The organism is Idiomarina sp. 29L, assembly GCF_004123135.1.
Lineage (GTDB): Bacteria > Pseudomonadota > Gammaproteobacteria > Enterobacterales > Alteromonadaceae > Idiomarina.
On record NZ_SDJS01000005.1, the window covers coordinates 80,923 to 101,607 of the forward strand.

At 50.1% G+C, this 20,685-nt stretch carries 18 protein-coding genes; 3 read left to right on the plus strand and 15 right to left on the minus strand.

Annotated features, from left to right (window positions below; genetic code table 11):
- Positions 1 to 355 precede the first annotated feature (355 nt).
- The 12 genes from EST55_RS11075 to EST55_RS11130 form a co-directional block, all read right to left on the minus strand.
- Entirely contained in the window at positions 356 to 1,537 is a 1,182-nt protein-coding gene (locus EST55_RS11075) for an NAD(P)/FAD-dependent oxidoreductase (protein ID WP_129497513.1), read from the minus strand.
- On the minus strand, positions 1,537 to 2,028 hold the full coding sequence (locus tag EST55_RS11080; RefSeq protein WP_129497514.1) for a peroxiredoxin: 492 nt from the start codon (positions 2,026 to 2,028) through the stop codon (positions 1,537 to 1,539). The genes EST55_RS11075 and EST55_RS11080 overlap by 1 nt, the downstream gene beginning before the upstream one ends.
- Entirely contained in the window at positions 2,012 to 2,803 is a 792-nt protein-coding gene (locus EST55_RS11085) for a class I SAM-dependent methyltransferase (protein ID WP_129497515.1), read from the minus strand. Before EST55_RS11085 ends, EST55_RS11080 begins: the two co-directional genes overlap by 17 nt.
- Positions 2,800 to 3,252 (minus strand): GNAT family N-acetyltransferase, encoded by a 453-nt coding sequence (locus EST55_RS11090; protein WP_129497516.1) that lies wholly within the window; start codon positions 3,250 to 3,252, stop codon positions 2,800 to 2,802. The genes EST55_RS11085 and EST55_RS11090 overlap by 4 nt, the downstream gene beginning before the upstream one ends.
- The gene (locus EST55_RS11095) at positions 3,249 to 4,121 is read right to left on the minus strand and encodes a Dam family site-specific DNA-(adenine-N6)-methyltransferase (RefSeq protein ID WP_100691252.1); all 873 of its coding nucleotides are present in this window, start codon (positions 4,119 to 4,121) and stop codon (positions 3,249 to 3,251) included. Before EST55_RS11095 ends, EST55_RS11090 begins: the two co-directional genes overlap by 4 nt.
- Positions 4,122 to 4,190: 69 nt before the next feature.
- Entirely contained in the window at positions 4,191 to 5,780 is a 1,590-nt protein-coding gene (locus EST55_RS11100) for an AAA family ATPase (RefSeq protein ID WP_129497517.1), read from the minus strand.
- A 46-nt stretch (positions 5,781 to 5,826) separates the two neighbouring features.
- Positions 5,827 to 6,900, minus strand: a complete 1,074-nt coding sequence (aroB, locus tag EST55_RS11105) for a 3-dehydroquinate synthase (RefSeq protein WP_129497518.1) — start codon at positions 6,898 to 6,900, stop codon at positions 5,827 to 5,829.
- Positions 6,901 to 6,918: 18 nt separating this feature from the next.
- Positions 6,919 to 7,452 (minus strand): shikimate kinase AroK, encoded by a 534-nt coding sequence (gene aroK, locus EST55_RS11110; protein WP_088767221.1) that lies wholly within the window; start codon positions 7,450 to 7,452, stop codon positions 6,919 to 6,921.
- A gap of 136 nt (positions 7,453 to 7,588) precedes the next feature.
- Positions 7,589 to 8,860, minus strand: a complete 1,272-nt coding sequence (pilQ, locus tag EST55_RS11115; RefSeq protein WP_129497519.1) for a type IV pilus secretin PilQ — start codon at positions 8,858 to 8,860, stop codon at positions 7,589 to 7,591.
- Entirely contained in the window at positions 8,857 to 9,711 is an 855-nt protein-coding gene (locus EST55_RS11120) for a hypothetical protein (RefSeq protein ID WP_129497520.1), read from the minus strand. The genes pilQ and EST55_RS11120 overlap by 4 nt, the downstream gene beginning before the upstream one ends.
- Positions 9,708 to 10,226 carry a hypothetical protein gene (locus EST55_RS11125; RefSeq protein WP_129497521.1) on the minus strand — a complete coding sequence of 173 codons (519 nt, stop codon included), beginning with the start codon at positions 10,224 to 10,226 and terminating at the stop codon, positions 9,708 to 9,710. The genes EST55_RS11120 and EST55_RS11125 overlap by 4 nt, the downstream gene beginning before the upstream one ends.
- Positions 10,214 to 11,026: a hypothetical protein gene (locus EST55_RS11130; protein WP_129497522.1), complete on the minus strand. Its 813-nt coding sequence runs from the start codon at positions 11,024 to 11,026 to the stop codon at positions 10,214 to 10,216. The genes EST55_RS11125 and EST55_RS11130 overlap by 13 nt, the downstream gene beginning before the upstream one ends.
- A gap of 154 nt (positions 11,027 to 11,180) precedes the next feature.
- On the opposite strand from EST55_RS11130, the gene EST55_RS11135 reads away from it, so the two are divergent.
- A complete protein-coding gene (locus EST55_RS11135) occupies positions 11,181 to 13,631 on the plus strand; it encodes a PBP1A family penicillin-binding protein (protein ID WP_088767226.1) in 2,451 nt (816 codons plus the stop codon).
- Positions 13,632 to 13,656: 25 nt separating this feature from the next.
- Here the strand turns inward: EST55_RS11135 and EST55_RS11140 are convergent, their stop codons facing one another.
- Positions 13,657 to 16,098: a bifunctional aspartate kinase/homoserine dehydrogenase II gene (locus tag EST55_RS11140; RefSeq protein ID WP_129497523.1), complete on the minus strand. Its 2,442-nt coding sequence runs from the start codon at positions 16,096 to 16,098 to the stop codon at positions 13,657 to 13,659.
- A 186-nt stretch (positions 16,099 to 16,284) separates the two neighbouring features.
- Between EST55_RS11140 and metJ the strand changes: the two genes are divergently transcribed.
- A complete protein-coding gene (gene metJ, locus EST55_RS11145; protein ID WP_088767228.1) occupies positions 16,285 to 16,608 on the plus strand; it encodes a met regulon transcriptional regulator MetJ in 324 nt (107 codons plus the stop codon).
- Here the strand turns inward: metJ and EST55_RS11150 are convergent.
- Together EST55_RS11150 and rpmE are read right to left on the minus strand one after the other, a co-directional pair.
- The gene (locus EST55_RS11150) at positions 16,605 to 17,849 is read right to left on the minus strand and encodes a malic enzyme-like NAD(P)-binding protein (RefSeq protein WP_129497524.1); all 1,245 of its coding nucleotides are present in this window, start codon (positions 17,847 to 17,849) and stop codon (positions 16,605 to 16,607) included. The genes metJ and EST55_RS11150 overlap by 4 nt on opposite strands.
- Before the next feature lie 242 nt (positions 17,850 to 18,091).
- A complete protein-coding gene (gene rpmE / locus EST55_RS11155; RefSeq protein WP_088767230.1) occupies positions 18,092 to 18,304 on the minus strand; it encodes a 50S ribosomal protein L31 in 213 nt (70 codons plus the stop codon).
- A gap of 167 nt (positions 18,305 to 18,471) precedes the next feature.
- Between rpmE and priA the strand changes: the two genes are divergently transcribed.
- Positions 18,472 to 20,682: a primosomal protein N' gene (gene priA / locus EST55_RS11160; RefSeq protein WP_129497525.1), complete on the plus strand. Its 2,211-nt coding sequence runs from the start codon at positions 18,472 to 18,474 to the stop codon at positions 20,680 to 20,682.
- Positions 20,683 to 20,685: the final 3 nt, after the last annotated feature.

Genomic DNA, 20,685 nt, shown 5'->3' on the forward strand with positions numbered 1-20,685 from the left:
CTTGAAAGTATCGTGTAGTGAAATTTGTTTAAGTTTGATGATAGCGGACTTCCCAATATCATTATTTTATGAAATTACTTATATACCATTTGAGGTTAACACCCTGATATTAGGAAGTTTGTGGTGGGGAGTACTTGCTATTCTACTTCCTAAACTTTTTAACTACATAATTAATGCTTTTAAAAAAGAGCTCGGGATAAGGTAAACCTAACAAGGCATTTAAACGGACTAAAACAGTTGGTTAGATTTCGCTTCGCTACACATTATAATCAACAATTTTATTCCGCGTAATGCTGCGTTAACGTATGCTCTTGGCAATTAACAGCTATTAGTAGTAATAGCTTCTAATGCCAATTTACAACTCCGACCCACAAGCAAAACCACTGCTCCACGCCCATTGAAAATTAAAGCCTCCTAGCCAGCCTGTTACGTCCAGCACTTCGCCAATGAAGTACAGGCCGGGTTGTTTTTGGCTTTCCATGGTTTTGGAGCTGACTTCGTCGACGTTCACGCCGCCTAGGGTGACTTCAGCGGTGCGATACCCTTCGGTACCGTTAGGTTTGAGCTGCCAGCGGTTCAGGTTGTCGGCTATGGTCTGGAACTGTGCGTTCGAGGTATCGGCCAGTTTATTGTTTAACGGCCATTGGTGGTGTTCGGCTAATGCGGTCGCCACGCGTTTCGGGAAATGCGCTTGCAGCACCGTATTAAGTTGGGTTTTCGGTTGCTGGCGCTGCTGGTCTTTCAGCCATTCGTAAGCGTCTAAGTCGGGCAACAGGTTAATGGTCACGGCTTCGCCGGGTTGCCAGTAGGACGACACCTGTAAAATAGCGGGGCCGCTGACACCCCGGTGCGTAAACAGCATGGCTTCACGAAAGTAGCCGTCGTTAGCCTCTGCGGTTACTGGCACCGCAACGCCGGAAAGCTCTGCAAAGCGTTCTTTGTCGTCTTCTTGCAGGGTAAAAGGGACTAAGCCAGCGCGTACCGGCACAATCGAGTGTCCAAACCGCTCGGCAATTTGATAGCCCAGGGGGGTAGCGCCGAGCTTCGGCATGGAGAGCCCGCCACAAGCAACAACTAGCTTGTCGCTGCGGTATTCACCACGGCTGGTTTCTATGCAATAGCCGTCGTCAAAGTCCACCGACACAATATCCGTACGCAGCTGTACCCGCGCGCCGTAGCGGTCGCACTCGCTCATGAGCATACGCACAATGTCTTTGGCGGAGTCGTCGCAAAACAGCTGGCCTAAGGTTTTCTCATGGTAAGGAATGCCGTATTCAGCCACTAACCCAATGAAGTCCCACTGGGTGTAGCGGCTAAGTGCAGATTTACAAAAATGGGGGTTGAATGATAAAAAGTTATCGGGTCCGGCGTACATGTTGGTGAAATTACAGCGGCCGCCGCCCGATATCAGTATTTTCTTGCCCGCCTGCTTGGCGTGATCAAGCACTAATACCGACTTACCGCGTTTAGCGGCATGGGCAGCGCAGTGAAGCCCTGCTGCCCCGGCACCGATAACAATAACATCCCAGTTCGACATTATTGTTGCAACTGCTCCAGAATGTATTCGGCTTTGCTGACCTCAAAGGCTTTTTCGTCTTCAACGTATAAGCCTGTTACGGTGCCGTCGGTAATGATCATGGCGTAGCGTTTTGAGCGAATACCGCCAAAGTTGCCAGTGTCCATTGCCAGTCCCAGCATTTGGTTATAAGCACCGTTACCGTCAGACAATAACCGAACTTTTTCTCCGATCCCTAACGACTCGCCCCAGGCTTTCATCACAAAAGCGTCATTAACGGCTACGCAGTTAATGCTTAAAACACCGGCTTCTTCAAATGCTTCCGCGTGTTCGACATAACCGGGCAAGTGTTTTTCCGAACAGGTCGGAGTAAATGCGCCGGGTACGGAGAACAATATGTGGGTGCCTTTAGCAAATATCTCTGCCGGGTCGTAATTTTGAATGCCAAGCTCACCTTTGCTGGTCAGTGAACCGGATGGAATTTTATCGCCTTCTTTAATTTGCTGACTCATTGAAACCTCGTTTTATATAAACATCAAAGCGATGCTTTTTACTCTTAATTTGGCTGTTTGGTTCACGCTCTGCAAGAAACGGCGCGCTGTTTGGGCGCTTAACCACCACCCGGAACTTCGCATGAGCGAGAGCAGGCTCTAACAGCGAGTCAGCGTCGTTGTCACTGCCGACCAACTGCTGAAATATTTGCATGTCTTTTTTCACCTGGGCTTTTTGTTTGCCGGTTTTGGGGTACATTGGGTCCAAATACACCACGTCGGGCTCGTGGGTGAAGCCTTTGCCGGTGTATAAGTTGTCAGTGCCGATTAAATGCATTCTCTGACAGGCTTCGCCAATATCGTCAGCTTCTAGCTGAGCTCTGTATAAGCCGTTATCGAGCAGCGCAGCGACCACCGGATGACGTTCTATTAACTGCACGTTGCAGCCTAAACCGGCCAGTACAAAGGCGTCTCGGCCAAGGCCGGCAGTGCCATCAACCACTGATGGTTTAAACTGCCCGGTGACCCCCACCGCCTTAGCAATGGCTTCGTTTTTTAATTGCGTGTTTTGCGCACGGTAGGCCGTTTTTCCCTGATGAAAGTCGACCACTAACGGTGACATTTTCTGTGGGCTTTGCAGCCAGTGCAGGGCTAACACACCGTCATTCAGCCACAGCTGAAAAGCGTCATCGTCTCTGGCTTCCGACGGCAGCCCCCAACGTTCAGCAATCGTCTTTGCAGCGACGATGTCCGCGTCGCTGTTGGCAAGAACGGGAACCCGAGTGGTAACGGTCATTGGGCAGCCTTTCGTTGCATATCAATGTGTGGAATATCGTCTTCCAGATATTCTTCGCTAATGGGTTCAAAACCGAAGCTTTTGTAGAACGTTAGCAAATACACCTGCGCACCCACTTGAATGGGCGCTTGGGGCGCATATTTCTCAAGATAGTCGATGCTGCGTTGCATTAGCTCAATGCCGAGCTTTTGGCGGCGCACTTTCTCGTGTGTTATGACACGACCAATACGGGAATAACCGGTATCGGTAGTGGCGAGGTAAAGTCGGGCGTAGGCAACCATCTCTCCGGTGCTGTTGCGAGCGTATAAGTGTAAGGCTTGTTCGTCGGCACCGTCGGCGTCCAGATACGGACAGGTTTGTTCAACGACGAAAACCTCTTGCCTAAGTTTCAGTAAGTCGTAGAGATCGTGCAGCGAAAGGTCGTTAAATGCTTTTAAGTACCAGTTCATGTGCCTACTTTCTTCAATGTCTTATTAAGAGAAACGACGTTGCTGGTTGCCGGCTCGGTATTATAGAGGGCCAGCAGCTCTGTGACAGGTTTTCGACCGTCACCTTTTTGGCTGATACTGCGCGACACCGACAAGCTGCTAATATCCGCCTGTTTGTATAGTGCTCGTGTCAGTTCGGTGTCGTGGTTGCTAATGAGTACCGGAATATCGCGCTTTTTGGCTACCTGCGCTGCGCGGCGTGCGAGCTCGTGTTGGTCGGTAAGCCCAAAGCCACCGGTCGCGTAACTGGTGAAGTTAGAGGCCTGCACTAACGGCGCATACGGCGGGTCGCAATAAATAACGTCGCCCTGACGTGCGCGGCGGAATACTTGCTCGAACGGCCGACAAATAAATTTGGCTTTGCGGGCTTTTTCCGCAAAATGCTCGAGTTCTTTTTCCGGAAAATACGGTTTTCGATAGTCACCGAAAGGAACGTTGAAAATGCCTTTGCTGTTGTAGCGGCATAAGCCGTTATAACCGTGTCGGTTCATATACAAAAACAGCAAAGAACGATAATAGGGGTCACTACTGGCATTAAACGCGGCGCGCAGCGCGTAGTAAGCGTCGGGCTGGTTATTGCGCTCAACGAAAAGCTTGCGGGCGTCTTGAATAAAGGTTTTAGGGCGACGCTTCACAAACTGATACAGGGTAATTAGGTCCTGGTTAATGTCGTTCAGCAGGTAACTGTCATAGTCCGTGTTCAGAAACACGGAGCCGGCACCCACAAAGGGCTCAATGAGCTTTTTACCTTGCGGCAAGCGTGCTGATATTGGCTCGATAAGTGAGTACTTACCGCCTGCCCATTTTAAAAATGCCCGATTCTTCTTCATGCGCCGGCCGTTGGTTGATCCTCAACGGATTGTAACCCAAAGGCCGGGGGATGAAAATTGCTGTAAGTATTAACGTCCCTGAATATCGGCATGAACGCTGGCAAATGATTTAGCCCAGGGCTCCATTTGCTGAACAGCTTGAGGCAGTTCACTAGCGGCATTGCGAGCCTGTTCAATGCTATTGTGGCTACCAAAAATGATGACATAGCGGTTATCGGCGCGCTGATATACCTGGGTAGTGTCAGTCAGGGCGTAGTCCTGGCGAAAATCTGACAGCAACTGAGTGTCGCTGATAATACTAATTTGCAAGGTGTAACTGTCGGCCGGCTGATTCAGTGCCCATTCGGTGTTAAAAGGTAATTCCTGAGTGGATTTCGTTTGAGTTGCCGTCGGTTCAACTTGTTCGGGCTGAGTGGTTTCTGTTTCAGCTGCGGCCTCATTCGTGTTGCCGGACTCAGCAACCACGGTGCCTACCGGCTCTGCTTCTTTAGGTTGTTGCTCTTTAATGAAACCAACGCTGATATCACCCTCTGTGACTTCAGCGGCGGCTCGGTTGTTTAGTGTACCTAACGACGAGCGGTAAGACGATGCCAACTCTTCAGGAACAAGCTCTAAAGAACGTTCGTTAATCGGCTCAAAGGTGGGTAACTCGGTTGTTTGTGGCTCTTCTGCCTGAACCTGAGCAGGTTCACTCTGACTTTCGCCCTCGCTTGCTTGTGCGGATGCTGCGTCAGTTGTCTTTGGCGACGCTTCCTCTTGAGTCGTGTTGGCGGCTGAACTATTGAACTGCTCCCATAATGGTCGTAACTGGTCTTTGTTCAGGTAGCCGGCGACCGCTGTACTGATAAGTGCGGCAACTAAAATAAGAGGCCACAGCTTCATCTTTGATTGTGTCTTCTGGGTGTTTGATTCGGCAGCACTTGCTGGCGCGCTTTGCTCTTGCTCGGCTGGTGAGGTGTCGCGATAGCGTGCCGCCTGAGTCGCCAACGCCAGCTGTAACCGTTGCTGAATTTCGCCGGGGTAGCCGTTAATTGAGTTCAAAAACTGCTGAATGCGCTCTAAATTCCAGAAGCTGCGTTGTTTCTCAGGCAATAGTGCCTGAACGAAACGAATTTGTTCTTCGTGGCTGAATGGCTGAACTTCGACCAATGCAGGGCCTTGTACACGAAGATGCGGCGCTGGACGTTGTTGCTGTGCCCATCGCGAACTGCCGACCACAATAATGCTGGTGCGTTGACCAATGGCACTGAGTTGTGAAACGGTGGATATACATTCGGCGAGAAAACTTTCAGACAGGTATTCGCCGTTATCTATCACAATAATCGCGTGGTTGAGCGGACGCTGACGTTGTATTTGGCGGCTGAGCGACTCGTCACTAATGCTGATAGTACCAAACAGCTGATTCAGGATTTGTGCACGTAGACGGTCGTTGGTGGAGCGCTCGTTGGCTGAAATGAAAGCAACTTCGGCGTAGTCGGACGCTTGTTCCAGAAACAGCTCGGCAACGGTGGTTTTACCGCTTCCTTCGGCGCCGTGTAGCATAATTAAAGAAACACTTTGCTGGCATTGTTGATGAAGTTGATCAATCGCCTGCTGTTGGCTCGGCTTATTTTTTACCGGCGCGGCAACAATGTGCTGTGTGGTCGCAAGTGCTTGCATCGTTTTGTTCCTGTCTGTTTAACCGAATAGAGATAACGCAGGTGCGTTAGCAACATTCAGTGATCACAGCAGCAACGGTAGTGTGCTCTATATCTTTGACAACGTCTGCCTGACCAATGGCGGTAGGCAATACAAAATGCAGCTGGCCGTCTTTGACCTTCTTGTCTCGCTGCATGTACTCCAACCAAGATTCCCAAGGCATTTCTGGCGCTTTAGTCGGCAGTTCAAACGCTGTCAGCAGCTCTTTAATTCGTCGAAAATCTGACGCCGATAGCCGCTGAGTCACTTCTGATAGTTTCGATGCAATTATGATGCCAGCAGAAACTGCTTCGCCATGCGTCCATTCGCCATAGGTTGTGGCAGCCTCAATAGCATGTCCAAAGGTGTGACCGAGGTTCAAAAGCGCCCGTAAGCCTTTTTCGCGCTCATCTTTAGCCACGACGTCGGCTTTAATTTCGCAGCTGCGCTTTATGGCATAGGTTAAAGCGTCAGGATCTTGTTGTTTTAATTCCGCCGCGTGGTGCTCCAGCCAATGAAAAAACTCAGCGTCATAAATAACGCCGTACTTAACGATTTCTGCCAGGCCACTGCGAAAGTCTCGTTCGGTTAAGGTTTGCAGACAGTCGATATCGATAGTGACCGACTTAGGTTGGTAAAACGCACCAATAAGGTTTTTACCGTGAGGATGGTTGACGGCGGTTTTCCCGCCCACCGAAGAGTCCACTTGTGACAACAAGGTTGTCGGTATTTGATAAAAATCGACGCCACGTTGGAACGTTGCGGCGACAAATCCTGCTAAGTCACCAACCACACCGCCGCCTAAGGCAATAATCCCGCAATCGCGGTTGTAGCCTTTACTGATTAATCGGTCCATTATTTCAGCGTAACTGTCGAGGTTCTTAAACTGCTCGCCGTCGCGCATTTCAAAAAAGTCGACCTGGTGGTCGGTCAGCACGTTCAGTAATGGCTTCAGATAATACTGGCTCACCGTTGGGTTGGTGATAATGAACAGCTGCTTATTGAGTCTATAGGCGTTGTTTGTGCGAAAGTTGGCAAGTTGTTCGTTGCCAATATGGATAGTGTAGCTGCGTTCGCCTAATGAGACTTGAACCTCGGCCATGAACGCAGCTCCTTTGTTTTATCCCAGCCCGTTGATGGTATCGAGCTGATCAATAATGTCATTGACGACAAACTTTGCGCTTTGGTCGTCAGTTTGTACGGTAATGTCCGCAATTTCTTCGTAAAGCGGGCAACGTACTTCGGACAGCTCTTCTAATACCTGACGTGGGTCATCGGCTTCTGCAATAAGAGGACGACGTTTATCACGCTGAGTACGTGCTAACTGCTTCTCGATAGGGGTTTTCAGATACACCACGATACCCCGCGCAGACAGGCGGTTACGGCTTTCTTTACTCATTACCGAGCCGCCACCGGTCGCAAGCACTATGCCCATTTTCTCAGTGAGTTCTTCGATGACTTTTTCTTCACGTGCGCGGAAGCCTTCTTCGCCTTCCAGCTCAAACACCCAGCTGATATCCGCACCGGTACGGCGCTCTATCTCTGAGTCAGAGTCATAAAAGTCTAAATGCAATTGTCTGGCGATTTGACGGCCAATCGTACTTTTGCCAGCCCCCATGGGCCCAACAAGAAAAATATTACGTTTCTCAGCCATATTCCTGCTTACATCATTGGTTAAAAGTAGCTGTAACTCACGAATCCGGAGTGTCTGGAGAATCTCCCAACCCAACGAAAAGAAGCGGGATTATCTCAACTCGGAGTCACTTTAGCAATAGCCATTGGTAGCCGTGTTAGTTTTGCTGCAGAATCGTTGGTGTGACGAATATCATCAACTCACGTTTCTCTTTGCGCTGCTGCTCGTGAGAGAACAGACTGCCTAACACTGGAACAGACCCTAAGATGGGGACGCGACTGTCATCATTCAAGCTATGCTCCTGAAATATTCCGCCAAGTACAATCGTCTCGCCGTTTCGGGCGAGCACCCGGGTCGACATTTCCTGGGTATCGATAGCAACGGCCGGGCCGGTCGGCGTGGCAACCGTATCGCCGCGGGTGTTTTGAGTAATGGTTAAATCCATTAAAACGTGATTATTGGGTGTAATAAGTGGCGTCACGCTCAAGCCCATTACCGCCTTTTTAAATTGCACAGCGGTGGCACCATGCGCGGCGGTTTCGACATAAGGAATTTCCGTGCCTTGCTCAATATACGCAGGCTGCTGATTTGAGGTGAATATTTTCGGGCTGGTAATAATTTCGGCTTTATTTTCCTGCTCCAGTGCGGTGAGCTCTAAGTCTAGCAGAATGTCGTCGCTAAGCCGCGCCAAATTAGCGGAAAAAGTGCCGGCCGGGTTGGTAACAGGTAAATCGACGTGCATGCCTTTAATAAACCCGGCACCTTCTTCTGGGGCCGACAACCCATAGTTGGACGCGCCCCAGCGAACTCCAAGCGCTTTACTCACGTTGGCTTTCACCGTCACCATGCGCGCTTCAATGAGTACCTGTTGCACCGGAATATCCAATTTTTCAATGACGTGACGAACCGACTCGATTTGCTCGGGCGTGTCGCGAATAATCAATGTGTTGGTGCGTTCATCGACGCTGACCGCACCGTTTTCTGACAAGAAGCTTTGCTGGTCGTTTTTCAGTAACGTCGCTAAATCAGCTGCTTTGGCAAAGTTGATTCGCAATAATGTCGATGTGCGTTCGTCAGTAGTGGCTTCATCTTGGCGCTCTCTGGTCACCCAGAGTAAATCCCCCTGTCGTTTTAAATGCAGGTCGTGGGTATTGATCACGCTTTCAAAGGCGTTCTGCCAGGCAACCTCATTAAACTTTAACGTCGACTCGCCACTTATATCGCCACCGATAAGCACATTCAGTTGATGTTGGTCGGCCAGCAATTGCAGTAGCTGTCTAAGCGGCAGACTTTCTGTGGAAAGCGAGACCGGTTCGTTCAACTGTTGTGGTGATAACAACAGTGTCCAGTCAATATTGCGGGCGCATACCGAAGCGCTTTGCAAACAGAATAAAACGATAAAAAAACCAATAGTCATAAAATGCTTCATGTCGCGTCACTTTCCTTGTTGATGCGCAGTTGTTGAGAATGCTTTTGCCAGCAGTTGCCGGACTGTCTCCACTGAGACAGGTTTAAGCTATCCGTGTTGATGATGTCGATTTGAGTCCGCGACCCTAGCCAGTCTCCTTCACGTGTGGTTATCCACTGGTTATTTTTAGTTTTAAAAATGGCCTTGCGGGTCGGGTGGGTCTGTATGGCCGTGAGTACTACGCTGCCCTGTTCGTTGGTAATCTCTTCGCCAATAGTCTCCTGGCCAAAAGAAAGGGAGGGCCGGGCACCCTGAAAGGGTTTTTCATGGCACGACAAAGCGGGGACATGAACCGGCGTGAAGTGATTCGCGTGTATCGGCTTATTTAACGAGTCACTGGCTGCTTCTGCCTGCCAGCGAAACTGCCATTTCAGCACACCGTATGCATCTGCGTTTTCTGTCTCAATAGCATCCCAGGAAAGGCTGTCCGTCTCGGGAAAATGCGACTGCTTTTTATATTGAGCGCCCACAACCTCAGCCACAAAACGCATCGCTTGCTGCGGCTCTGCTTCAACGGTCACGAGCCAAATTGCGTCTGATGGGTTGGCGTGTTGATAATGAATTTTAATGGGGTAGCGCTGAACAACTGTCGACAACAATTCGTCTACCGGGGGCGACGGCAGCAGTGGACTAAGCGCCTCTGAAACGGTTGGCACAGGCGTCGCTAACTGCTGGGCATTTTCAGACAAAAGCTGCCGCAATTTTTGCGACTGGTGTGCGGTAAAAAAATAGGCTGCGGCAGCGCAAAGTGCACAAACGGCAACAAAGAGTATCGCCCAGAAACGGAGGGCTTTTGTGACGGAAGCTATCATAACGGCGACCTTTGCAGTGACAGCTGTACTTGTTGCTTTGGTAGCAGTTGTTTTTGCACTGAGGCCTTAATGTCTGAGTTCACCCAATGAGAATGAAGCCAGTTTTTCAGTGAGTCGGTTTGCGTAATACGGTGATAACCTCCGGTAATGTGTAGCTGGTCTTGACTCAGCTTTATCTCAGCGTTATCAAAATGGTGATGCACCCGGGTGAGCAGCGCCGCAAACGCATTAAGTGCTTCACGGTTTTGTTGCTGCCGCTGTATAAACGTACGGCGTTGGGATAACGCTTGTTGGTGACGCCTGTGAGCCTGTTGTGCCGACTTAAGTGACGCAAGCTGCTGCAATTGCTGCTGAACAATGCGGCGTTTGTTATCGAGCATGGGCTGATACCCGCTAATCAGTTGCAGGGTTAACGCAGTGACACAGATACAGGCGACCAAGCCAATCAGGTTGATAACAGGGTGTTTAAGGAAAGACGAGCGATTGCTTTTAGTCACTAAGTTTAACGATGCCACTGACTAAACCCTCGAAGTGCCAGCCCGACAAGGGCGATCTCGTTGTCTAACGCAGCCGCCGTCGGAGCCGGCTCGTCCTCGAAAAGAACGGCTGCCGATAAGCGAATGTGCTGAGTATAGGCGTGGGACTCGCAGGTGGTTTGCAGAGCCGACTGAGCGACTTTATCGCCAAAGCTGAACAACCAGTACTCGTCCATTTCGCTGATACGGGCAAGTAAGTCAGCGGTGGCTACCTTTTCAAACCGTTGAAAGCGGCCATGCTCACAGTAAATGAGCGTGGATACCTTTTGACGCAATTCTGCAATGATCCACTTCATGCGTGACGTAAAACGCGCTTCGTTCGGCCATAAGTACGGAAGTAATGCGTTGGTGGTGCGGATAATAGAGGAGTAAATTGGCTCGACAACCTTCACGGGTATATTCATCGGTTCCAGCTCTGACATTAAGTTATTCAGGGCTCGCTCTGAGCTGACGGCTGCCTCTATATTGCCGTTGTTGTGTTGAATGTAGTCGTAAGAAAAGCCGCTTTCGTTATCCAGTGATGACGGAAGCTGCTGCAAAATACTTTCTTCGACACTGGCAGTCGAACTCTGACAGGGTAATTGCTGGTAATGCACTGCCTGATAGTCGAGGGCAGATATCAAGCCAAAGCGTTTTAATCGCTGTTTGTTTATGTGAGCCGTTAATTCGTGTGCGAAATGTTGAACTTTAAAGCGTCCCTGGCTTCTTATGAGCTGCAAAACTTTGCAGTTTTCCTGTTGAATACAGACCGCAATGGGCGTTTGCTCGAGCAACGACATGAAACAATATCCTTATTGTGTAAAAGCCAGATGCAATCGTAGTGTTCTGAACAAAAATCCGCCATAATATGGGGGTAGGATTTAAGCGGTACGTAGTGTCGGAAAATGCTTATTTTGCCGATAGTTACATTTTAAGTGGTTATGGAGCAGGTCATTGAAGTGGTTTAAACGGCTACTCTACACAATGCTAATTTGTGTGGTTCTTGGTGGTGCAACAGTTGGTGGGCTTTATTTATACGTCAAACCGGAGTTACCCAGCGTCGAAACGCTGCGTGACGTTCGTTGGCAGACCCCAATGCAGGTGTTTACCGCCGACGGGCAGCTTATCTCACAATTTGGTGAGAAGCGCCGCATTCCTATTAAACTCGAAGATGTCCCACAGCCACTGATTGATGCCTTCCTGGCAACCGAAGACAGCCGCTTTTATCAGCATTTTGGTGTTGACCCTATTGGCGTTATGCGGGCGTTTAGCGTGCTCATAACAACCGGCGAAGTGCAGCAAGGGGCCAGTACCATCACCATGCAGCTGGCACGGAACTTCTTTTTGACGTTTGAGCGTGCGCTCATGCGTAAAATTAAAGAGTCTTTTATTGCGGTTCACATCGAACAGCAACTGAGTAAAGACGAAATTCTGGAGCTTTACTTAAACAAAATCACCTTTGGTCACCGGGCACATGGTATTGGCGCGGCCGCGCAAGTGTATTACGGCAAAGAGCTGCATGAATTAACGCTGGCACAAATGGCAACCTTAGCAGGCTTGCCAAAAGCACCGTCTAATTTAAACCCAATCTCTAATCCGCAAGCGTCAAAAGAGCGTCGCAGAGTCGTGCTGTTGCGCATGCTGGATGAAAACAAAATTACCCGTCAACAATTCGAGGAAGCCGCGAGTGCGCCGGTGACGGCACGTCGTCATGGTGCGGAAGTGACCGTAAGCGCTCCTTATCTTGCTGAGATGGTGCGTCAGGAAATGGTCGATCGCTACGGCGAAGAGGAAGCCTACACTGGCGGGTACAACGTTTATACAACGGTAAAAAGTGATGTTCAGTTGGCGGCTCGGCAGGCGGTGTGGGATAACCTGCACAGCTACGACGAGCGTCATGGTTATCGCGGGCCTATCAGTATTCTGTGGTCTGAAGAAGACGGGCGTAGTGCGTTATCCGCTGAGGAAATTGAGCAATATTTAGAGCAACTCAAGCGCATTGGCGATGTCACACCTGCTGTTGTGACTGGGGTCGAAGAAAAGACGGCAACGGTCATGGTAAAAGACAAGGGCGTTGTGACCCTGCCCTGGGAGTCGATGCACTGGGCGCGCGAATATTTGAATGAAGAGCGTCAGGGCGAGCCGCCGGAAAAGGCCTCTGACATTATGCAGCCGGGCCACGTTATTTGGCTGCGTACCGTTAATGAGCAGTGGCGTTTAGCGCAAATACCCGAGCCGAGTTCCGCCATTGCGTCGTTAAGGCCCGATGACGGTGCCGTGGCCGCTGTTGTCGGTGGTTACAGCTTTACTCTGAGTCAATACAACCGGGCCTTGCAGGCTGAGCGTCAGGTGGGTTCGAACATTAAACCACTGATTTATTCAGCCGCTTTTGATAAAGGACTGACGTTAGCGACGCTGGTGAATGATGCCCCCATTAACCAATGGAATCCGGGGTCGGGTATTGCTTGGCGCCCTAAAAACTCTCCGGAAGTTTACGAGGGGCCTATCCGTTTACGAAAAGGCCTGGCGAAGTCGAAAAACGTGGTATCAGTACGTTTGATTCGCGAGGTTGGCGTTGAGCAGGTGGCTGACCATATTGCCAAGTTCGGTTTAAGCAGAGACGCAATTCCTGAAAACGAGTCGTTGTCTCTGGGCTCGATGTCAATGACACCAATGGAAGTGGCGCGAGCTTACGCGGTGTTCGCCAACGGAGGCTTTTTGATCGAGCCTTACTTCATTTCAAAAATTGAAAATTTAGGCGGCGACGTCGTTTATGAAGCGGAGCCTGTAAGAGCGTGTTATGACTGTGAGAACCCGGCACCGCAAATTATCAGTGAGCAAAATGCCTTCTTGGTTGAGCAGGCAATGAACTCTGCCGTTTGGGGTGGTGGTAGCTGGCCAAATGGTACGGGTTGGAACGGCACGTCCTGGCGCATTCAGCGCTCAAAGCCAATCACTCAGGAAGTGGGCCGTAACATTGCCGGTAAAACCGGTACCACCAATGACGTGCGAGACACTTGGTTCTCGGGTTTCACGTCAGGCTTGGTGACGACTACCTGGGTTGGTTTTGATGACGTTTCAAGAAAGCTGGGTCGCACCAGCAAACACCCTGACGTGGACTCGAGCCAACAAGCGATAACCGGTGGTGAAGCGGGTGCAAAAACGGCTCTACCGGGCTGGATACTCTTTATGGAGAAGGCTATTCCTCAATACCCTGCGAGAGAATTCAGTATTCCACCAGGGGTGGTGAATGTTCGTATCGATTTGGAAACGGGCAAACTGTCACGTAAGAATGACTACACCTCGCGGTTCGAGTACTTTATTAAAGGTACGGAACCGACGGAGTATGTGCGGGGCAGTGACAAAAACGAGAATATTTTTGACGATGACGGCGGGCTGTTTTAGCGCCCGCCATCCGTCAATTGAGCTGTTAATGACCGACCGACAATTTGCCAAGCAGCTGGTTAAGGTCGGACTGCACACCGCCAGCGGTAACATGCTTACCGGCTCCGGGTCCGCTGATCACTAGCGGCATTTCTGAATACCAGTCGGTGTAAATCACGAAGATATTCTCGCCCGGAATGAGGTTGGCGAGCATATCGCCTTCCGGAATGTACTCAATGCCGATGCTGGCCGTGACTTTATTATCCTGATTGACCGAAAAACTGGCCAGTAAGCGAGGAACTTTGCCGTCTTTCGCTGCTTCCTCTAACATTTGATTCATTGGCTCATCCATTTCGGTGACGTTGCTCATGAAGTCAGCCGCTGAGATATCACGCAAGTGCTGTGGTACAAGTGACTGAACCTGTATGTCTTGCCAGTCCAGTTTTAAGCCAATTTCACGCGCCAGAATCAGCAGCTTTCGCACGAGATCCTGACAGGAGAGATCTTCGCGTGGGTCTGGCTCTGTATAACCACGAGTTTTCGCCTCTTTGACTAAGTCACTGAAGTTGACGCCTTTGGCGAAATTTTCGAACAGCCACGACATGGTGCCGGAAAATATCCCGGAAATACTGCGAATTTCGTCGCCTGAGTTGCGTAGATCATTAATGGCGTAGTTAAGTGGCAGCCCCGCGCCAACCGTGGTGTTGTAAAGCCACTCGCGTTTGTATTCGTGCTGAATGGTGCGTATTTCACGGTACAGAGCCTCGTCGGCAGAGCCGGCGCGTTTATTCGCACTAATGATGTGCATGCCGTTGGCAAACAAGCTTGGGTAGAGTTGTGCTACCTGTTTGGCGTCGGTCAAATCAATAACGACGAGTTCGTCATACGGCGCATTGGGTAACTCCCGGAGTAACTCGGTTAAGACGTAAGGACGAGCGAGGCGATCAAAATCGCTCGCCCACTCGCCCAGATCGACGCCGTTGTAGTCCAGCCAAAGCTGACGTGAGTTAGCGATACCAATGACTCGTACATCCATGACTTGGTTAATCCGGTCGCGTTGCTGTCTGAAAAGTTCCAACCAAGCGCTGCCTATATTGCCGCGGCCAATGACCAAGACGCCCAAACTGCGGCGATAGTTAAAGAGTTGGCTGTGTAAGCGGTTCAGTAAGCGGCTGTCGAGTGACTGTTCTAAAATAGCCACCGCCGAATCGCCTTTTTCACTTAAGACAAAGCGACGTACTTTCTGCTCCGATAATTGCAGTTTAAACGTCGAGAACTGATCGGTTTCCTGAATGCGATTACCCACAATGGCCAGCATCGAATAGCCGCGAATTTGTGTAATAGCGTCGTTGGCATCAGCGTCGTCCAGCCATTCGCTCAGGTAATCCGCATGGTTTTGGTGAAAGACCAAATATTGGGTGTGATTTTCCGGCTCGACCCAGCTGACCAAAGGCGTTAAATCCAGCTGGTCGAGTTTCTTGACCAGGGCTTTATCCTGCAGTTGAACTTTAAACAGCAACACCTCAGAAAGTGAGGTAAAGACTTTACCGCGAGGTTCGGTATCGTGAAATTGTCCAATACGGGTCTTTTGGTTTTCTACTTTTAAGCTGGAGCGAACAGAAATAACCATGCGGTCACGGTCGACTGGCTGAAAAGTTCGAGGGTGCAGAACCGGGCTGCCCAGACGAGCCAATTCTTCGGCTTCGGCCCAGTCGAGCGTTGGTAGGCTCACAACCCGTTCGACTTTGCGCGGATCGGCTGAGTAAACGCCGGCAACGTCTTTCCAAATCGTGACTTGCTTTACGTCGAGCAAACTGCCGACCAAGGTAGCGGAGTAGTCACTGCCGTTACGACCCAAGGTCAGGCTTTCGCCGTTTAATCCGCGTGCAATAAAGCCAGTGACAATAAAGCGGGTGCCTGAATGCGGCGCAACACGTTTGAGCAAATTCTCTCGCGATGTTTCCACCTGGATTACTGGCTCTGGAGCATCGGCAGCCAGTAAAAAGTCGCGCGCATCAATGTAGTCGGCGCGAGTTCCCTGCTTCTGTAGCAGAGCAGCTAATAAACGAGCAGACCAAAGTTCACCGTACGACAGAAGCTCTGCGTTGTGCGTTATCGTCTCTTCGCCTGCCAGCCATTGACGCCAGCGTTTAAAGTCGGTTTGCGACTGTTTCATCAGCCGCTCAGAGAGGTCGCCACTTAACAGCTCTTTAATAAGCCCCTGCTGAAACTGTTCGAGTTGGTCGAGTAAAATAGAGGCGGTATCACCCGGACTGTCTTTAGCATTAATAATGGCGAGTATGCGGTTGGTGGTATCGCCTGCTGCAGAGACAACGACGAGATCACTGGCGCCGGCGTATTCTGTTACAATACGCGCAACACGACGGTAGCAGAATGCATCGGCTAAACTACTGCCGCCAAATTTATGCACCTGCACGCTGTCAGCCACGTTTTGTTTTTCTGCGTCAGTGATTGGTACGTCTGTCATCCTTTTTCCTTAATAACTCTGCATTTGCGGTGGCTTTAGAAAGCGTTATTTCCCTAAGGCTAAAATATTGTGAGGCAAATGTCAGCAATTTTTAGCCATCTAGACGGATAAAAATTGACGGGGCCGCTCAGTTGGGTACAATTCAATATAACTTATGTGGTTTTGTTATAACGCAGGGCAAAAATAATGAAGTGGAACGGTGAATACATCTACCCATACGCTGAGCACGGCCTTAAGAGCCAACAGGTAAAAAAAGTGACGGTGTCTATTCCGACCCGTGTACTGAAAGTTCTTACGGATGAGCGAACCCGCCGTCAGGTCAACAATTTGCGCCATGCTACCAACAGTGAATTGCTCTGTGAGGCATTTTTACACGCTTTTACGGGGCAACCGCTACCCACCGATGATGACTTGAAAAAGACAAACTCGGAGAAAATACCAAAAGCGGTGCGAGATGAGCTGGAAAAACGTGGTTTGCCCATCCCCACCGACGACGAATTAGACGATTAATCCATCATGTAATTGTCCGGCATGTCGATTTTGGCAACGCCGGACTTCACTGCTGCCTCTGCCACCGCGCGGGCAACACGTTGGCACAAGCGCGGATCAATAGGCTTAGGAATAATGTAATCTCTGCCAAAGCTGAGTGATTTCTCGCCCGCACCTTTTAACACGGATTCTGGCACTTCTTCTTTGGCCAATTGACGAATGGCTTCTACCGCCGCCACTTTCATTTCGTCATTAATTGCCGTTGCGCGGACATCCAGCGCGCCACGGAACATGAACGGGAAGCAAAGCACGTTATTCACCTGGTTTGGATAGTCCGAGCGACCTGTCCCCATGATGAGATCATCCCGCGCCTCTTTCGCCACTTCAGGTTTAATTTCAGGGTCGGGGTTAGAGCAGGCAAATATGACCGGGTTTGGCGCCATGAGCTTTAGTTCTTCCGGGCTTAACAAGTCAGGGCCGGACACGCCAACAAAAATATCGGCACCGTCAATAACGTCTTTTAACGTGCGCTTGTCGGTGTTGTTTGCAAACAGTTGCTTGTACTCGTTCAAGTCGTCGCGGCGGGTGTGAATCACGCCTTTTGAGTCCAGCATATAAATGTGTTCGCGCTGCGCACCGCATTTAATCAACAACTCCATACAAGCGATAGCGGCAGCCCCGGCACCTAAGCAAACAATGCGTGAGTCAGCCAGTTTTTTACCCTGAATTTCCAATGCGTTGAGCATACCAGCAGCAGTTACAATAGCGGTACCGTGTTGGTCGTCATGAAAAACCGGGACGTTGCAGCGTTCAATCAGCGCCTGTTCAATCTCAAAGCACTCGGGTGCTTTAATGTCTTCTAAATTAATACCACCGAAGGTATCGGCAATATTGGCCACGGTATTGATAAAGTCCTGTGTGGTGCGGTGGCTGACTTCGATATCAATGGAGTCCAAACCTGCAAAACGTTTGAACAACAGTGCCTTCCCTTCCATAACCGGCTTCGAGGCGAGCGGACCTAAGTTACCTAAACCAAGAATGGCGGTGCCGTTAGATATAACGGCAACCATATTACCCTTTGCGGTATAACGATAGGCGTTGTCAGGGTCTTGAGCTATCTCGCGAACGGGCTCTGCGACGCCAGGGCTGTAGGCCAATGCTAAGTCTCTACTGGTTTCTGCAGGGGTTGTCAGTTCGACGGAAATTTTTCCGGGGGTTGGGTATTCGTGGTAGTCCAGTGCCTGTTGGCGAAAGTCAGTCATGAGGTACGTTGCCCAATTTGCTTTGCTGAGAATAATGACAGTCTATCGCTTCTCAGTGAAGAAACAAATCATACCTCCCGTTTGTGAGTGGACATTAAACTTTTCGGGTGGTTAAAAGTACACCGGTTAACTTTTCTTTAACAATAGGCTGTTCAGCGGAGCGGGTAATAAAAAAGGCGCTGTTTAGCGCCTTTTCTAATGAATCTACTATAAAGTAGCGTTTTTTACAGGTTTTCTTAGGCTTATTTCTTGCCCAGAGTACCGAAACGCTTCTTAAATTTGTCAACGCGACCGCCAGTGTCCATTACACGTTGCTTACCAGTGTAGAACGGGTGGCACTCTGAACATACGTCAACCAGCAAGTCTTCAGTGCGAGTTGAACGCGTTTCAAATTTATTGCCGCAAGAGCAAGTTACGTTAATTGCTTCGTACTTAGGATGAATACCTTGTTTCATGGGATTACCTCAGTTATGGGCCGCATCGCTATTCGATCCAAAGCCGAACACCATGCGCAAAAAAACATCAATGATTTAAGAGCCGCGCATTTTATGCGATCCGGGGCTTGTGATCAAGCATAATCTATTGCCTTGTATTATCCGTTCGGGCGTTTCAAAATAGGCGTATGACGCAAGCCAGTACCAGCGGTGAACGGCGCTATAAAATCGCGTTGCCGCTACCTCTTCGACAAACGTACGATTATCTGTGCAAAAGCCCCGACCCTTTGCAGCAGGGTATGCGCGTGCGTGTGCCCTTTGGTCAACGCCAACTTGTTGGTTATGTCGTGAATGAAGCCAATGACCCCGCACCTGAGTTTGAGCTGAAGTACGTAAAAGCAGTGCTTGATCAACAACGTATTTTTCCCGATGACGTGTGGCAGCTCGTGAATTGGGCAGCAGACTACTATCATCATTCTCTCGGTGACGCGGCGGCAAATAGCCTACCGGTGCTGTTACGTAAAGGCGATGCGCCGGAATATCTGACAGAAACCTTCTATGCGCTGACCGACTTAGGGTTGGCGCAGTCCATTAACGAATTAAAAGGCGCGACACGTCAGCAACAGGTATTGGCAGCATTAAAACATCAACCTTTAAGACGCAGCGATTTAAGCGATATTGGCGTAAGCTCAGCGGTGCTCAGAACGTTGCAGGACAAAGGCTGGATAACGGTTCAGGAGCGAGCACCTAAAAAACCAAAAGACTGGCGCAATCAAGAAACGGTATTGCGAGAAGACGGTCATGCGTTAAATACGGAGCAGGCGGTAGCGGTTTCAACCATCAACCAACAGAGTCAGCACAGTACGCTGTTGCTTGAAGGGGTAACAGGCAGTGGTAAAACAGAAGTGTATTTACAGGCCATGCAGCCGGTGTTGGAGCGTGGTGAGCAAGTGTTGGTATTGGTGCCGGAAATTGGCCTAACACCACAAACTCTGCAACGCTTTAAAGAGCGTTTTGATGTGCCTGTGGTGATGCTGCATTCCGCTATGAGCGATCGTGAGCGCTTGAATACCTGGCTGGATGCAAAGCGCGGTCATGCTGCTATTGTTATTGGGACCCGTTCGGCGGTGTTTACCCCCTGCCAGAAGCTGGGTCTCATTGTTGTGGATGAAGAGCATGACTTGTCTTACAAACAGCAGGACGGCTTCCGTTACCACGCTCGGGACTTAGCCACAAAGCGTGCGGCGCTTTTAGACATACCACTGGTATTGGGCAGTGCGACAGCTTCGTTAGAAACGCTGAATAATGCGGTGAGTAAGCGCTTCCACTGGCTTAAGCTGGGGCAACGTGCCGGCGGCGCGAAAATGGTTAAGCATGAGCTTATCGACCTAAAGCAGCAACCAATAAAAGCCGGTATTTCAAAAGCGTTGCAGGAGCAAATTCAAACCGAAATTGAGCGTGGCAACCAGGTATTATTGTTTTTAAACCGCCGAGGTTTTGCACCGGCGCTGATGTGTCATGAATGCGGTTGGTTGGCGCAGTGTCATCGTTGTGACGCTTATTATACGGTGCATAAGACACACCAGCAGTTACAGTGTCACCATTGTGGTAGCCAGCAGCGAATACCACGACAATGCGGTTCGTGTGGATCGCCGCAGCTTATCTCGCACGGTGTTGGAACCGAGCAACTGGAACATACGTTAAAAGACTTGTTCCCGGGGCGCGGAGTCTTGCGTATTGACCGGGACTCCACACGTCGCAAAGGTCAGCTTGACGAGTACCTGCAAAAAGCCACCAATAACGAATACCCGCTGTTGGTTGGTACGCAAATGCTGGCAAAAGGGCATCATTTTCCCAATGTCACCCTGGTCGCTTTGCTGGACGTTGATGGCGCGCTATACAGTGCCGACTTTCGGGCCGCAGAGCGACTGGGGCAACTGTATACGCAAGTCGCCGGACGCGCCGGACGAGAACATAAAGCGGGCAAGGTGGTGTTGCAGACTCACCATCCGGAGCACGAACTCATTCAGGACTTGCTTAATAACGGGTATTCGCACTTTGCGTTAACCGCCCTCGCAGAACGCCAGCAAAGCGAGCTTCCGCCCTTTTCGTATTTGGCATTATTTCGGGCAGAAGCGACCGATCGCGACGCGGTGATACAAGCAATGACACACATTCAGCAGCTCATGCCCGATGTTGAGGGTGCCTTCTTGTTGGGTCCAATGCCGGCACTGATGGAACGTAAAGCTGGTCGTTACCGGTATCAATTGCTGTTACATTGTTCTTCGCGAAAACTACGCTTTCAGCTTATTGAGCACTTGCTGCCGCAAATTAACGCGTTGCCATTATTGAAAAAAGTCCGCTGGTCGCTGGATATTGACCCACAAGACTTTAGCTGATTA